The sequence below is a fragment of the Pseudonocardia sulfidoxydans NBRC 16205 genome (genome assembly GCF_007989085.1).
Taxonomy (GTDB): domain Bacteria; phylum Actinomycetota; class Actinomycetes; order Mycobacteriales; family Pseudonocardiaceae; genus Pseudonocardia; species Pseudonocardia sulfidoxydans.
Genome location: NZ_BJVJ01000022.1, coordinates 49,480 through 62,565, shown reverse-complemented (window position 1 = coordinate 62,565; position 13,086 = coordinate 49,480). Strand labels below are relative to the sequence as shown.

The 13,086-nt window shown below is 73.3% G+C and carries 12 protein-coding genes; 10 read left to right on the top strand and 2 right to left on the bottom strand.

Annotated features, from left to right (window positions below; genetic code table 11):
* Nucleotides 1-9: 9 nt before the first annotated feature.
* The 9 genes from PSU4_RS13225 to PSU4_RS13185 are packed head-to-tail and all read left to right on the top strand — an operon-like array spanning nucleotide 10 to nucleotide 8,835.
* A complete protein-coding gene (locus tag PSU4_RS13225) occupies nucleotides 10-1,140 on the top strand; it encodes an FAD-dependent oxidoreductase (RefSeq protein WP_147107257.1) in 1,131 nt (376 codons plus the stop codon).
* A gap of 10 nt (nucleotides 1,141-1,150) precedes the next feature.
* Nucleotides 1,151-1,555: a hypothetical protein gene (locus PSU4_RS13220; protein WP_147107254.1), complete on the top strand. Its 405-nt coding sequence runs from the start codon at nucleotides 1,151-1,153 to the stop codon at nucleotides 1,553-1,555.
* 10 nt (nucleotides 1,556-1,565) lie between these two features.
* A complete protein-coding gene (locus PSU4_RS13215) occupies nucleotides 1,566-4,055 on the top strand; it encodes a xanthine dehydrogenase family protein molybdopterin-binding subunit (RefSeq protein ID WP_147107251.1) in 2,490 nt (829 codons plus the stop codon).
* Nucleotides 4,055-4,891, top strand: coding sequence for an FAD binding domain-containing protein (locus PSU4_RS13210; RefSeq protein ID WP_147107247.1), 837 nt, complete (start codon nucleotides 4,055-4,057; stop codon nucleotides 4,889-4,891). The genes PSU4_RS13215 and PSU4_RS13210 overlap by 1 nt, the downstream gene beginning before the upstream one ends.
* A complete protein-coding gene (locus PSU4_RS13205; protein ID WP_147107244.1) occupies nucleotides 4,891-5,493 on the top strand; it encodes a (2Fe-2S)-binding protein in 603 nt (200 codons plus the stop codon). The genes PSU4_RS13210 and PSU4_RS13205 overlap by 1 nt, the downstream gene beginning before the upstream one ends.
* Entirely contained in the window at nucleotides 5,486-6,400 is a 915-nt protein-coding gene (locus PSU4_RS13200) for an AAA family ATPase (RefSeq protein WP_147107241.1), read from the top strand. The genes PSU4_RS13205 and PSU4_RS13200 overlap by 8 nt, the downstream gene beginning before the upstream one ends.
* Nucleotides 6,397-7,617, top strand: coding sequence for a vWA domain-containing protein (locus PSU4_RS13195; protein ID WP_147107238.1), 1,221 nt, complete (start codon nucleotides 6,397-6,399; stop codon nucleotides 7,615-7,617). Before PSU4_RS13200 ends, PSU4_RS13195 begins: the two co-directional genes overlap by 4 nt.
* Nucleotides 7,604-7,996 carry a RidA family protein gene (locus PSU4_RS13190; RefSeq protein ID WP_147107235.1) on the top strand — a complete coding sequence of 131 codons (393 nt, stop codon included), beginning with the start codon at nucleotides 7,604-7,606 and terminating at the stop codon, nucleotides 7,994-7,996. Before PSU4_RS13195 ends, PSU4_RS13190 begins: the two co-directional genes overlap by 14 nt.
* On the top strand, nucleotides 7,993-8,835 hold the full coding sequence (locus PSU4_RS13185) for a fumarylacetoacetate hydrolase family protein (protein ID WP_147107232.1): 843 nt from the start codon (nucleotides 7,993-7,995) through the stop codon (nucleotides 8,833-8,835). Before PSU4_RS13190 ends, PSU4_RS13185 begins: the two co-directional genes overlap by 4 nt.
* 177 nt (nucleotides 8,836-9,012) lie before the next feature.
* Here PSU4_RS13185 and PSU4_RS13180 read toward each other — a convergent pair whose 3' ends face one another.
* Together PSU4_RS13180 and PSU4_RS13175 are read right to left on the bottom strand one after the other, a co-directional pair.
* Entirely contained in the window at nucleotides 9,013-10,194 is a 1,182-nt protein-coding gene (locus PSU4_RS13180; protein ID WP_147107229.1) for a CaiB/BaiF CoA transferase family protein, read from the bottom strand.
* Nucleotides 10,191-10,847: an SRPBCC family protein gene (locus tag PSU4_RS13175; RefSeq protein WP_186816910.1), complete on the bottom strand. Its 657-nt coding sequence runs from the start codon at nucleotides 10,845-10,847 to the stop codon at nucleotides 10,191-10,193. Before PSU4_RS13175 ends, PSU4_RS13180 begins: the two co-directional genes overlap by 4 nt.
* 180 nt (nucleotides 10,848-11,027) lie before the next feature.
* On the opposite strand from PSU4_RS13175, the gene PSU4_RS13170 reads away from it, so the two are divergent.
* Complete coding sequence (locus tag PSU4_RS13170; RefSeq protein ID WP_147107223.1) at nucleotides 11,028-13,085, top strand: hydantoinase/oxoprolinase family protein; 2,058 nt, start codon at nucleotides 11,028-11,030, stop codon at nucleotides 13,083-13,085.
* Nucleotide 13,086: the final 1 nt, after the last annotated feature.

Genomic DNA, 13,086 nt, shown 5'->3' with positions numbered 1-13,086 from the left:
GACCCCTGCATGAGCACGACCAGGCACGCGGAGATCGCGGGCGCCGGCCTCGGTGGCCTCGCGTTGGCGATCGCGCTCGCCCAGAAGGGATGGGGCGTCCGCGTCCACGAACGGTCCGACGACCTGCGCATGTTCGGCGCCGGGATCTGGCTGTGGGAGAACGGGTTGCGCTCACTCGACGCGCTCGGCGTCGAGAAGGCCGCGACGGCCAGGGCGAAGCGCATCGAGACGATGGTGGCGCGCGACCAGGACGGGCGCCCGCTGCTGCACCGCTCGTTCGGCACCGCGGACCGGCTGATCCTCCCACCCCGGGCGGACCTCTACGACGCGCTGATCGCCCGCGTCGGCGAGCTCGGGGTCGACGTGGAGCTGCGGTCGACGGCTGTCGGCATCAGCCCGCGCGGCGAGCTGGAGATCGAGGGCGGCAAGACGCTGCAGGCCGACCTCGTCGTCGCCGCCGACGGGGTGTTCTCCCGGCTGCGGGAGGCCCTGCTGCTGACCCGGCGGGTCGACTACCTCGACGAGGGCTACACCCGGCTGCTCATCCCGCGCCTGCCCGACGACCCCGACACCGAGGTCACCGAGTACTGGAGCGGGTCGCGCCGGCTGCTCTACGACCCCTGCACCGACGACGTGAACTACGTCTGCCTGTGCTGCCCGGTCGACGACGAGACCGGCCGGCGGGTGCCCGTCGACAAGGAGTCCTGGCTCGCGTCCTTCCCCACGCTCGGCGGGATCATCGAGCGGATCGACGACTCCGGGAGGTGGGACCGGGCGATGCGGGTGACGTCGCGGGCCTGGTCCAGCGGGGTCGCCGCCATCGTCGGCGACGCCGCGCACGGCCAGCCGCCCAACCTCGGCCAGGGCGCGAACCTCACGTTCCAGAACTGCCTGGCACTCGCCGAGTACCTCGAGCGGGACGCGGACGTCGCGACGGCGCTGGCCCGGTGGGAGCGTCACGAACGTCCGCTCACCGACCACATCCAGCGCTGGACCGACCTCTACGGGCGGGTGGCGAGCGCGTGGCCGGACCGTTTCGCGCACAGGCGTAGCCAGGTGCTCGAGACCGTGACCAGGATTCCGTGGGTGGACCGCCAGCTGAACAAGGCCGCACGGCACCGGCCGGTCGGCGCCCGGTGAGGAGATGACGATGACCGAGGACACCGCAGGGACGCAGTACCTGCCGCGACCGGAGACGGTCACCGCGGAGTACATGCGTGACGTGCTCGACGAGTACTACGCCAAGAAGTGGAACGCCAACGCGGACACGGTCGCGGCCGTGTCGTCGTGGCGGAACTGGCCGCTCGTGGTGCGGATGCCCGACCTCAAGCAGGACTTCACGGTCCTGATCGACGACGGCGTCGTCCAGAAGGTCGACGTGGGGCTCCCGGAGCGTCCGCGGATCCTCACGGTCATGCTGGCGGACACCATGCAGCGCATCTACTACGAGGAGACGACGTCGGCCATCGAGGCGATCTCAGGACGGATCAAGATCCGGGGCAACGAGGTCGAACGGCGGCGGTTGCTCGCCGCGATCTCCTTCCTGACCTGGTGAGGGGGAGCACGTGACGGAAGCGCCGGCCCACCCGACGGGGACCGCGCCGCGGCTCGTCGGGACCTCCGTGCCCCGCAAGGAGGACCTCGCCCTGCTCACGGGCACCGCCCGGTTCGTCGACGACCTGCGGCTGCCCGGGATGGTGCACGCCCGAATCCTGCGCAGCGACGTGGCGCACGCCCGGGTCCGCTCGATCGACACCTCCCCGGCGTTGGAGGCGCCCGGGGTGCTCGACGCCCTCGCGGGTGCCGAGCTCGTCGGGAAGGTGAAGCCGTGGGGCGACCTGATGCAGGACCTGCTCGTCGGCGACCACTTCCCGTTCGCCACCGACAAGGTGCTCTACCAGGGCCAGGAGCTCGCCGCGGTCGTCGCGGAGACCCGCTACCAGGCCTGGGACGGCTGTGAGGCCGTCCGGGTCGACCTGGAGGAGCTGCCGGCGATCGTCGACCCGGAGGAGGCGCTCGCCCCCGACGCGCCGCTGATCCAGGAGCAGATCGTCTACGAGTTCGGCGAGGGCAACGTCTTCGACCGCTACAAGATCCGGGTCGGGGACTTCGCTGCGGCCGAGGCCGGGGCGGCCGTCGTCGTCCGGCAGCGGTTCGCGACGAACAAGCAGGCGGGCGCGGCCCTCGACCCGCACGGCTGCGTCGCGGACTACGACTCGTTCACGGGCGTGCTCACCCTCTACTCGTCGACCCAGTCGATCTACATGGTGCGCGACGTCCTGGCGGACGTGCTGCAGATCCCGCGCACGAAGATCCGCGTGATCGTCCCCGCCGTCGGCGCGGGCTTCGGCTCGAAGGCACAGATCTTCGGGCACGAGGTGATCGCCGCGCTGTTCTCCATGCGGCTGGGGCGCCCGGTGAAGCTGACGCTGTCGCGGGCCGACGTCTTCCGGGCCGGTACCACGCGCAACGCCCAGGTGCGCTACGCCGAGCTGGCGATGGCGGCCGACGGGGAGATCATCGGCTACCGCGACTACATCGTGCACAACACCGGCGCGATGTCGGTGTGGGGCAACCAGGTCGTCCACATCGGCACGAACGTCGGCATGCTGCCCTACGCGATCCCGAACATCCACGTCGACTCGGACATCGTGCACACCACGACGGCGCCCGGCGGGCCGTTGCGCGGCTTCGGGATCCCGCAGACGATCTGGGCCAAGGAACAGCTCGTCGACATGGCGGCGCGCGAGCTGGGCCTCGACCCGCTCGCGGTGCGCGAGCGCAACGTGATCGACCCCGACGAGTTCCCCTACCGCACCCCGATGGGGCACGTCATCGACTCGACGTCGATCAAGCAGTGCCTGCTGGCCAGCGCGGACGCGATCGGCTGGGACGCGCCCCGCGCCCCGCACGAGGGCAAGGGCCTCGCCGTGTCGATGAAGTACACGAGCGCCCGGCACCCCTCGCTGGACACCGACCTGTCCGCGGTGCGGCTGCGCCTGGAGACCGACGGCACCGTCACGGTCTACTCCAGCGACGTCAGCCACGGCCAGAGCCACGCGACGATGCTCGCCCAGATCGTCGCCGACGGCATCGGCGTCGGGATCGAGAAGATCACCCTCGCGCCGCCGGACAGCATGACCGCGCCGTTCGGGCTGGGCACCTACGCCTCGCGCGGCGCGGCGGTGCTGGGCACGGCGTGCCGGCTCGCCACGGAACGGTTGCGCGACAAGATCCTCGCGATCGCCGCGCACGTCCTGGAGGTCGGCCCCGAGGACCTCGACACCGGTCGCGACCGCGTCTTCGTCAAGGGCCTGCCCGACAGCGGCATCTACCTGGAGATCATCGCGGCGACCGCGGCCTACCGGACCCACCAGCTCCCGCCCGGCTTCGAGCCGACGCTGGAGACCGTCGCGACCTACGACACCCCGACCGAGCGCGAGGGCTCCGACGGGTCGGGCAACCTCAGCGTCACCTACTCCGGCGCGGCCCACGCCGCGCACGTCCGCGTCGACCCCGACACCGGGCGCGTCACCGTCGTCGACTACGCGATGGTCCACGACACCGGGACGGTGATCAACCCGCTGGTCGTCGAGGGCCAGCACCACGGCGGCTTCGCCATGGGGCTGGGGATGGCGCTGTCGGAGGACTACGTCTACGACGCGCAGGGCCGCCAGCTCAACGCGTCGTTCAAGGACTACCTGGCGGTGACGGCGCCCGACGTCCCGGAGCTCACCAAGACCGCGGAGATCCCCGCCCCGTCGACGATGATCCCGGGCGGGCAGAAGGGCGCGGGCGAGTCCGGTACCGGCCCCGTTCCCGCCGCGATCGGCAACGCCGTCTTCGACGCCACCGGCGTCCGGTTCACGGTCCTGCCGATCACGCCGCAGCGCATGCTCGTCGCGTTGCGGGAGAAGGAACGCCAGGGCGTCGAGACACTGCGCTACCCCGACGACATGCCCGACTTCACCGGGCCCCGCCGCCACGACGACTGGCCCGCGCCCGTGTCCGCAGACGCGGACCTGGACTTCGACTTCGACTGGGAGGACGACTGATGCGGCCGTTCACCTGGCTCGCCCCCGACACCACGGAGGAGGCCGTCGCCCTGCTGCGCGAGCACGGCACCGGAGCGCGTGTGATCGCCGGTGGCCAGAGCCTGTTGCTGGCCATGAAGGAGCGCACCGTCGGGCCCTCGCACCTCGTCTCGCTCGGCGGCATCACCGGGCTCGCCCGGGTCACGACCGAGCCGGACGGCGCGCTCGTCGTCGGCGCGGCCACGACCTACGCCGCGCTGACCCGGGCCGCGCTGCCCGGCTGGCACGGCGTGCTGTCCGACGTCGCGGGCGACCTCGCCGACCGGCCCGTCCGCAACCGGGGAACCATCGGCGGCGCGCTGTGCGCCGCCGACCCCCGCTTCGACGTGCCCGCGCTGGCCGTCGGGGTCGACGCCGTCCTGCGGATCAGCGGGGCCGCGGGCGACCGGACCCTGCCGGCGGCGGAGTTCCTGCGCGGCAACGGGATCACCGCCATCGGCCCGGACGAGATCCTCACCGCGGTCGTGCTCCCGCCGCTCCCGGCGTGGGACGCCGTGGTGTTCGAGAAGTTCCGCCACCGCGTGTTCGACGCCGCGATCGTCTCGGCCACCTGCGCGTTGCGCCGCGCCTGCGACGGAACACCCGCGGCGGTCCGCGTGACCGTCGCGGGGGCGACCGCCACCCCCGTCGTCCTCGACGTCGACGCCGCGGCCACCGCCGCGGACGCCGCGGACCTCGCGGCCGCGTCCTTCCACCCGGACGCGACGGACGAACCGACCCGCTACCGCCGCGAGCTGGTCCGCACCCTCGTCCGCCGCACCGTCGACCGTGCCCACACCCAGCAGGGAAGTGCCTGATGCAGAAGGTCTGCCTCACCGTCAACGGCCGCGAGGTCAGCGCCGAGATCGACGAGCGGACGCTGTTGCTGGAGTTCGTCCGCGACGTCGCCGGCCTGACCGGCACCCACAACGGCTGCCTCGAGGCGCGCTGCGGCTGCTGCGCGATCGAGGTGGACGGCGACGTCGTCAAGTCCTGCAACGTCCTCGCCGTCCAGGTCGACGGCGCCGAGGTCACGACGATCGAGGGCCTCGCCCCGCAACGGCTCGCGCCCGTCGACCACATCACGACGCAGAGCCTCGCCGGCATGTACCGCCCCCTGGAGGCCGTCCGCGGCACGCCCGAGGACCTGCATCCCGTGCAGTCCGCGTTCCACCGCTGCCACGCCGTGCAGTGCGGGTTCTGCACGCCGGGGATGGTGATGGTCCTCAAGGACTACCTGGAGGAGAACCCGGAACCGACCCGCGACGACGTCCGCCGGGCGATCGCGGGCAACCTCTGCCGCTGCACCGGCTACCAGCACATCGTCGACGCCGCGATGGAGGCGGCCGCAGAGATGCGCGGGGACCCGGTGCCCGAGGGCGCCGCGCACGCCATGACGGCTGCCGTCGACGGTGGCTGAGCCGGGACCCGCCGACGCCGCCTCCGACGACGCCGTCGCCGGGCTCGTCGCGGCGCTCGCGGGCACCGGGTACGTCGCGGACCGTGAGCTCGCGCTGGTCCTGCACCTCGCGGAGGTCCTGGAGCTGCCCGTCCTGCTCGAGGGCGAACCGGGCGTCGGGAAGACCGCGGTGGCCGAGGCGCTCGCGGAGGCGACGGGTGCCCGGCTGGTCCGGCTGCAGTGCTACGAGGGCCTCGCCGCCCACCACGCCCTCTACGAGTGGGACTACGCCCGCCAGCTGCTGGCCATCCGCATGGCCGAGGCGCGCGGACCGGTCGGCGACGAGCTGCGCGCGGAGGTGTTCTCCCCGGAGTTCCTGCTGCGCAGGCCGCTGCTGGAGGCGATCGACCCGCAGGACGACCGGCCCGTCGTCCTGCTCGTCGACGAGGTCGACCGGGCCGACCAGGAGTTCGAGGCCCTGCTGCTGGAGGTGCTCGGACAGTTCCAGGTGACCGTCCCCGAGCTCGGCACGATCGTCGCGGCGCGCAGGCCGCGCGTCGTGCTCACCGCCAACCGCACCCGCGCCCTGTCCGACGCCCTGCGCCGCCGCTGCCTCTACCACTGGCTGCCCTACCCGACGACCGACCGCGAGGTGCAGATCGTCGAGGCCCGCATACCCGGAGCCCCCGACGAGCTGGTCCGGCGCGCGTGCGCCCTCGTCGCGCGGGTGCGCGCCGGCGGGTACCGCAAGACGCCCGGGGTGTCCGAGACCGTCGACTGGATCCGGGCGCTGACCGCGCTCGGCGGCGAGCTCGACCCCCGCGCCGTCCACGACACGGCGGGCTGCCTGGTCAAGGACGCCGACGACCTGGCGCGGTTCCGGGCCGGCGACGGTGAACGGCTGCTCCGCGCGGCGGGCGTCGGGTGAGCGCCGCCGCGCCGCGACCGGCGGGACGCGGCGGGGCACGCCACGGCGTCCTCGCCCGCGCCCGCGACGCCCGCCGCCGGCGCACCGGCCGGATCGCCGACGACGTCGTGATCTTCGCTGAGCTCCTGCGGTCCTGCGGCGCCGCCGTCCCCGGTGGGGCACCCACCCGGGCCGTCCGCGCGCTCGGCGAGGTCGCCCTCGACCGCCGCGACGACGTGCACGCCGCGATGCGGGCGACGCTGGTCTCCGACCGGCCGTCGACCCGGCTGTTCGACCTGGTGTTCCCCGTCTTCTGGAGCCGGGGCGACGTCGTCGCCACCGCCACGGACAGCGCGGCCGGGGACACGTCCCCGTCGCCCGCCGAGGGAGGCGCCGCCGAGAGCGGTGACGCCGGCGGCGACGACGGCAGGCAGGGGGACCGCCGGGCGCCCCGGCCGACGGCGAGCCTGCGGCGCGGGGAACCGACGCCGGTCACCGCGGTGGACGACGACGAGGTCGACACCGAGGTCCGCCGCATGGTGCGGGCGCTCGCCCGGGCACCGGGCCGGCGACGGCGCACCGCGCCGGCGGGGGACCAGCTCGACCTGCGCGGGAGCCTCCGCCACGGCCTGCGCTCGGGCGAGCTCGTGGAGCTGCTGCGCACCCGGCCGCGGCCCGCCCGCGCCGAGGTCGCGGTGCTGTGCGACGTGAGCTCGTCGATGGCCGGCGTGACCGGCCTGTTCCTCGCCGTCACACACGCGCTCGCACGGCACGCGCGGCTCGTCGAGGCCGGCGTCTTCCACGTCGACCTCACCCTGGTCGGGGCGGAGCTGCGGCGCCACCCGCGACAGGTCGCCGTCCGGCGGCTCGCCGCGCGGGCCGGCGCCCTGTCCGGGGGCACCCGGATCGGCCACTGCCTGCGGGAGTTCGTCGACGCCGTCGGGCCCGGGCTCACCCCGCGCACGGTCGTGTTCGTCCTGTCCGACGGCTGGGACGTCGGCGAGCCCGAGCTGCTGGCCGCCCAGATGCGCCGGCTGCGCGAGCGGGTCGACCGGATCGTCTGGTGCGACCCGCACGCCGCCGCCACCGGCTTCGACCCGCAGGTCCGCGGGCTGCGCGCCGCCCTGCCCCACGTCGACGACCACGTCGACCTCTCCGGCCCCGCCGCGCTGCGCGGGGTCGCCGACCATCTCGAACGCCACCACCCGAACCCCGGAGGACCGCATGCCCGTTCGTGAGGAGCTCGTCGTACCCGGCGGGGCACCCGCCGTGTCGCACTACACCGACGCAGTCCGCTTCGGCGACCTGCTGCACGTCTCGGGGATGGTCGCCCTGTCCCCCGACGGCGAGATCGTCGGCGCGGGCGACGTCACCGCACAGGCCCGGTACGTCCACGAGCTGCTGGGGAAGACGTTCGCGCTGGTCGGGGCGTCGTTCGCCGACGTGCTGAAGGTGACCGTCTACCTGACCGACATCGACGACCGGCAGGCCGTCAACGAGGTCCGCAAGGAGTTCTTCGGCGTCGAGAAGCCCGCGTCGACACTGGTCCAGGTGTCCGCGCTGATCCTGCCCGAGCTGCGGGTCGAGATCGAGGCCGTCGTCGGGATCCCGTCGTGACCGCGTTCCGCCGGCTCGGCCCGGCAGGCTCGGAACGACCCGTCGTCGAGATCGACGGCATCGTCTTCGACCTCACCCCGCTGACCGCCGACATCGAGGGCGCCTTCCTCGCCGCCGACGGGCTCGCCCGGGCGACGCAGGAGGCCCGCGCGGGCCGGCTCCCCGTCGTCGACCCCACCGGCCTTCGGATCGGGCCGCCCGTCGCGCGACCGCAGGCGATCCTCTGCATCGGCCAGAACTACGCGGCCCACGCGGCCGAGTCCGGGAGCCCGGTCCCCGAGCAGCCGATCCTGTTCCTCAAGCACCCCAACACCCTCGTCGGCCCCGACGACGACGTCGTGCTGCCGCGCGGCTCGACCCGCGGGGACTGGGAGGTCGAGCTGGCCGTCGTCATCGGGTCGCGGGCCGCGGACTGCGGCAGCGACGAGGAGGCGCTGGCCCACGTCGCCGGCTACGCCGTCGCGAACGACGTCTCCGAGCGCGAGTACCAGTTCGACCTCTCCGGCGGACAGTGGTCCACGGGCAAGACCTTCCCGACGTTCTGCCCGCTGGGCCCCGGCCTCGTCCCCGCCGACGAGGTCGAGCCCCAGGCGCTGCGGCTGCGGTCGTGGGTGAACGGCGAGCCGCGGCAGGACTCGTCGACCAAGGACATGGTCTTCGACGTGGCCACCCTGGTCCGGGTGCTGTCGCAGCGGCTGGTGCTCGAACCCGGCGACCTCGTCCTCACCGGCACCCCCGAGGGCGTCGCCCTCTCGGGCCGCTTCCCCTACCTCGTCCGCGGCGACGTCGTCGAGATGGAGATCGACGGCCTCGGACGGCAGCGCCAGCAGGTCCGCTGACGGCGGCCGCGACAACCCGACGTCGCTGCGGAAAGTGAGCAGTGCGCTGGGCCGCGGGCTCCGCCCGGGTGTTGGACGACGGCAGGACCATGCCGAGCCGGATGGGCCGCGCCGGGTGCGTCATGACCCCTCCCACGCCGCGCGGATGCCGCCCGCCAGACGGTCACGCCCTCGGCGTCACGTCGCCCACTCCCGGATCACGCGGTCGTGCGCGCCGAGCGCCGGTGCCGCCGACCGGACGGCGGGCGTCGTCTCCTGCTCGCCGCCGCCGGGATCCGGGTCGAAGAAGCGCAGCGCGGGTCCCGGTACGGTGACGGTCCCGAGTGTCGGGTGCGCGATCTCGGTGACCAGCCCCTGCGAGCGGGTCTGTTCCCACTCGTACACCTCGGCGATGCTGCGGATCCGCCCTGCCGGGATGCCGGCCGCGAGCAGCCGCTTCAGGAGGACGTCGGCGGGGATGTCGGCGAAGGTGGCCTCCAGGAGGCTGACGACCTCCTCCCGGTTGCGGGTGCGGGTGGCGTTGTCGGCCCTGCGCGGTGCGGCGGGATCGAGGCCGAACTCGGCGCACAGCCGTCGCCACAGCCCCTCCGACCCGCAGGAGAGCTGCACGTGGCCGCCGAGACAGCGGAACATCCCGTACGGGGTGATCGACGGATGGTGGTTGCCGCGGGCCTGGCCGATCTCGCCCGCCACGGTCCAGCCGGTGCCGTGGAAGGCATGGACGCCGACGGTCGCGGCGAGCAGCGAGGTGCGGACGACCTGCCCGCGCCCGGTGCGTTCGCGTTCGGCCAGCGCGGCGAGGACGCCGGTGATCCCGTAGAGGCCGGCCAGCAGGTCGCTGATGGGCACACCGACGCGCTGAGGATCGTCGGGTGAGGGGCCGGTGAGCGACATGAGGCCGGCCTCGCCCTGGGCGATCTGGTCGTATCCGGCGCGTCCGGCTTCCGGGCCGTCGTGGCCGAAACCGCTGATGGACAGCACGACGAGGCGGGGGTTGAGCTCGAGGAGGCGGTCGTTGCCGAGACCGAGCCGGTGCATCGTGCCGGGCCGGAAGTTCTCGACGAGGACGTCGGCGCGCACGACGAGGCGCGCGAGCAGGTCGAGGTCGTCGCGGGCCTTGAGGTCGAGGGCGATCGACTCCTTGTTCCGGTTGCAGGACATGAAGTAGGTGGACTCGCCGTCGCCGACGAAGGGTGGTCCCCAGCCGCGGGAGTCGTCGCCGCCCTCGGGGTTCTCGACCTTGATCACGCGGGCGCCGAGGTCGCCGAGCAACATCGCGGCGTGCGGGCCGGCGAGTGCGCGGCTGAGGTCGAGCACGACGAGGCCGTCGAGGGGCCCGGCGTCGGTGCGGCGGCTCATCGGGCGCCGGCCGTCCGCCGTCCCAGGACGAACGCGAACACCGCCAGCAGCAGCGCGGCGGTGCTCAGCAGGCCGCGGCGTCCGCGCGGGCTTCCCCAGAGCAGGCCCAGCGCGTCGAGCTGGTCGGACGCGGCCGCGGCGGGATCCTGGACCGGTGCGGCCGCGGCGGCACGGATCGGCACGGCGGGGTCCGGGGGTGCCGGCGCGGGCTGGTGGAAGCTCTTCTCGAGATTGCGGGCGAACTGGGTCAGGACCCGGTTGCCGATGTCGACGACGAGCCCGCGTCCGAACTGGGCGGCCTTGCCGGTGACCTCCAGGTTGGTCCGCAGGTCGCACACCGTCGAACCGTCGGGGCCCGCGGCCAGCGTGGCGTGGACGTCGGCGGAGGCGTTGCCGTTGCCCTTGACGTCGGAACCGGACGCGACGATCGCGACGCGGCGCGCGGCCTCGTCGACCTCGGTGAACGTCGCCTTGCCGCGGTAGGTGAGGCCGACGGGTCCGAGCTTGACCTTGACGGTTCCGGTGAAGGAGTCGTCGGTGTGGTCGGCGAGGGTCGCGCCCGGGAAGGCGGTGGCGACCCGCGTGATGTCGAGCAGACCTGCCCACGTCGTCTCGACGTCGACGGGGATCGTGAACTGATGGTCGAGCTGCACGGAGCACTCCTCTGGCCCGGACGGTGCGAGGGCGGTGGCTTCGGCGGGGTGGACGTTGGCGGCCGGGTCGGCGGCGATTGACACCGTGTTCGGCGAGGTCCTACTGTCCCCGGACAGCGGATATCGTGTCCGCCCACCGGATACGTGTCAAGCGTGGTCCGATCGAAGGGAGAGAGGCCCATGCCGGGAAGCCTGCGTGTGTCCGTCGACACCGGCGGAACGTTCACCGACGTCATCGCGGTGGACTCCGACAGCGGCGACCTGTACGCGGTCAAGACCGCGAGCGATCGGGAGGATCCCAGCCGCGCCCTCGTGACCGGCGTCGAGAAGGTCCTGGGCCTTGCGGGACGCGGGTTCGACGACGTGAGCCTGCTGGTCCACGGCTCGACGACGGCAACGAACGCGGTACTGGAGCACGAGTTCGACGGCATCGGGCTGCTGGTCACGCAGGGGTTCCGGCACCTGATCGAGATCGCCCGTCAATCGGTGCCCGACGGCTACGGCAACTCCTTCTTCTGGGTCAAGCCGCCGCGGCTGGTGCCGCTGCACCTGGTGCGGGAGGTGCCCGAGCGCATCCTCTACGACGGCGCCGTCGCCCGGGAGCTCGACGAGGACGCGGTCGTCACCGCCGCCGAGGAGCTCGTCGCCGAGGGTGTGAACCGGCTGGCGGTCTGCCTGTTGCACTCCTATGCGAACCCCGACCACGAGCGCCGCATCGGTGAGCTGCTCGCGCAGCGGTTCCCCGAGCTGTTCGTCTCGCTCTCCAGCGTCGTGCTGCCCGAGTACCGCGAGTACGAGCGGGCCATGACGACGCTGCTCGACGTCATGGTGAAGCCCTACTGCCGCACGTACCTGGGCAACGCCGAGGCCGAGCTGACACGGCGGGCCGGCCCGCGACCCTTCCTGATCATGCAGTCCAACGGCGGTGTCGTGACCGCCAAGGCGGCGGGCGAGCGTCCCGTCAACATGCTTCTGTCGGGCCCTGCCGGGGGTGTGCTCGGCGCCATCGAGGCCGCCCGTGCAGCCGGCATCTCCGACATCATCACCCTCGACGTCGGCGGCACCTCCACCGACGTGGCGCTCATCGAGGACCTGACGGTCCGGCTCACCAGCGAGTCGGTCGTCGAGAGCTACCCGGTGAAGATCCCGATGATCGACATCGCGACCGTCGGTACGGGTGGTGGGTCATTGGCGTGGGTGGGGCCCAACCACAGCCTCAAGGTCGGGCCGCGCAGTGCGGGTGCCGTGCCCGGGCCGATCGCCTACGGGCGCGGCGGGACCGAGCCGACCGTCACCGACGCCGCGACGGTGCTCAACCGCTTCCCGGCGAGCCTCGTCGGCGGCGAGCTGGTGCTCGACCGGGACTCTGCCCGCGCGGCGTTCGAGGACTTCGGCCGCCGGTTCGGTCTCGACGCGGACGAGGCCGCGGCAGGCGTTCTGGAGGTCGCCGCGGCCGGGCAGGTCGCCGGCATCCGGCAGGTCTCGACGAGCAAGGGTCGCGACCCGGCGGCCTACACGCTGGTCGCGTTCGGGGGAGCGGGCCCGCTGCTGGCCGCGCAGGTCGCGGACTTCCTCGGGATGACGCGGGTGCTCGTGCCGCCCTACCCGGGGAATCTGTCGGCGTTCGGGCTGCAGGTCACCGACATCAAGCGCGACCTCGTCCGGACCTACGTCAGCCCCCTCGAACCGCGGGTGGCCGACGACCTCGACGTGATCTGGCGCGAGCTGGAGGAGGCCGGGGCCGCGGAGCTGACCGCCGAGGGGGTCGAGGACGACGACGTCGAGGTGATCCGCGGCGCCGACGCCCGTTACGTCGGTGAGGGCTACGAGGTCGCGGTGTCGGTCCCGGCCGGCCTCACCGGGCGCCCGGCACTCGACGCGACCATCGCCGCGTTCCACGCCGAGCACCACCGCATCTATGGCTTCTCCTACGACGGCAAGCAGGACGTCGAGGTCGTCAACCTGCGGGTGCAGGCTGTCGGCAGGCTGCATCGGCCGCCGCACCGCTCCCGCTACGAGGCGGCGGGCGCGGCCGCGCCGGCCCCGACGACCCGCGACGTCTACTGGCCGGGGGAGGGCTGGCGCCCCTGCACGATCCATGACCGCGCCGCGCTCACGCCGGGGACCTCGGTCGCGGGTCCGGGCGTCGTCGAGGAGTACGGCGCGACCGTCGTCGTCCCGCCGGGGTGGCAGGTCACCTGCGACCCCGCCGCCAACCTGATCCTCACGAAGGGCTGAG

Bases quoted from the DNA above. Each gene is read 5' to 3' on its own strand.
- PSU4_RS13225 (WP_147107257.1), top strand. From the start codon at position 10: ATGAGCACGACCAGGCACGCGGAGATCGCGGGCGCCGGCCTCGGTGGC.
- PSU4_RS13220 (WP_147107254.1), top strand. From the start codon at position 1,151: ATGACCGAGGACACCGCAGGGACGCAGTACCTGCCGCGACCGGAGACG.
- PSU4_RS13210 (WP_147107247.1), top strand. From the start codon at position 4,055: ATGCGGCCGTTCACCTGGCTCGCCCCCGACACCACGGAGGAGGCCGTC.
- PSU4_RS13205 (WP_147107244.1), top strand. From the start codon at position 4,891: ATGCAGAAGGTCTGCCTCACCGTCAACGGCCGCGAGGTCAGCGCCGAG.
- PSU4_RS13190 (WP_147107235.1), top strand. From the start codon at position 7,604: ATGCCCGTTCGTGAGGAGCTCGTCGTACCCGGCGGGGCACCCGCCGTG.
- PSU4_RS13180 (WP_147107229.1), bottom strand. From the start codon at position 10,194: ATGAGCCGCCGCACCGACGCCGGGCCCCTCGACGGCCTCGTCGTGCTC.
- PSU4_RS13170 (WP_147107223.1), top strand. From the start codon at position 11,028: ATGCCGGGAAGCCTGCGTGTGTCCGTCGACACCGGCGGAACGTTCACC.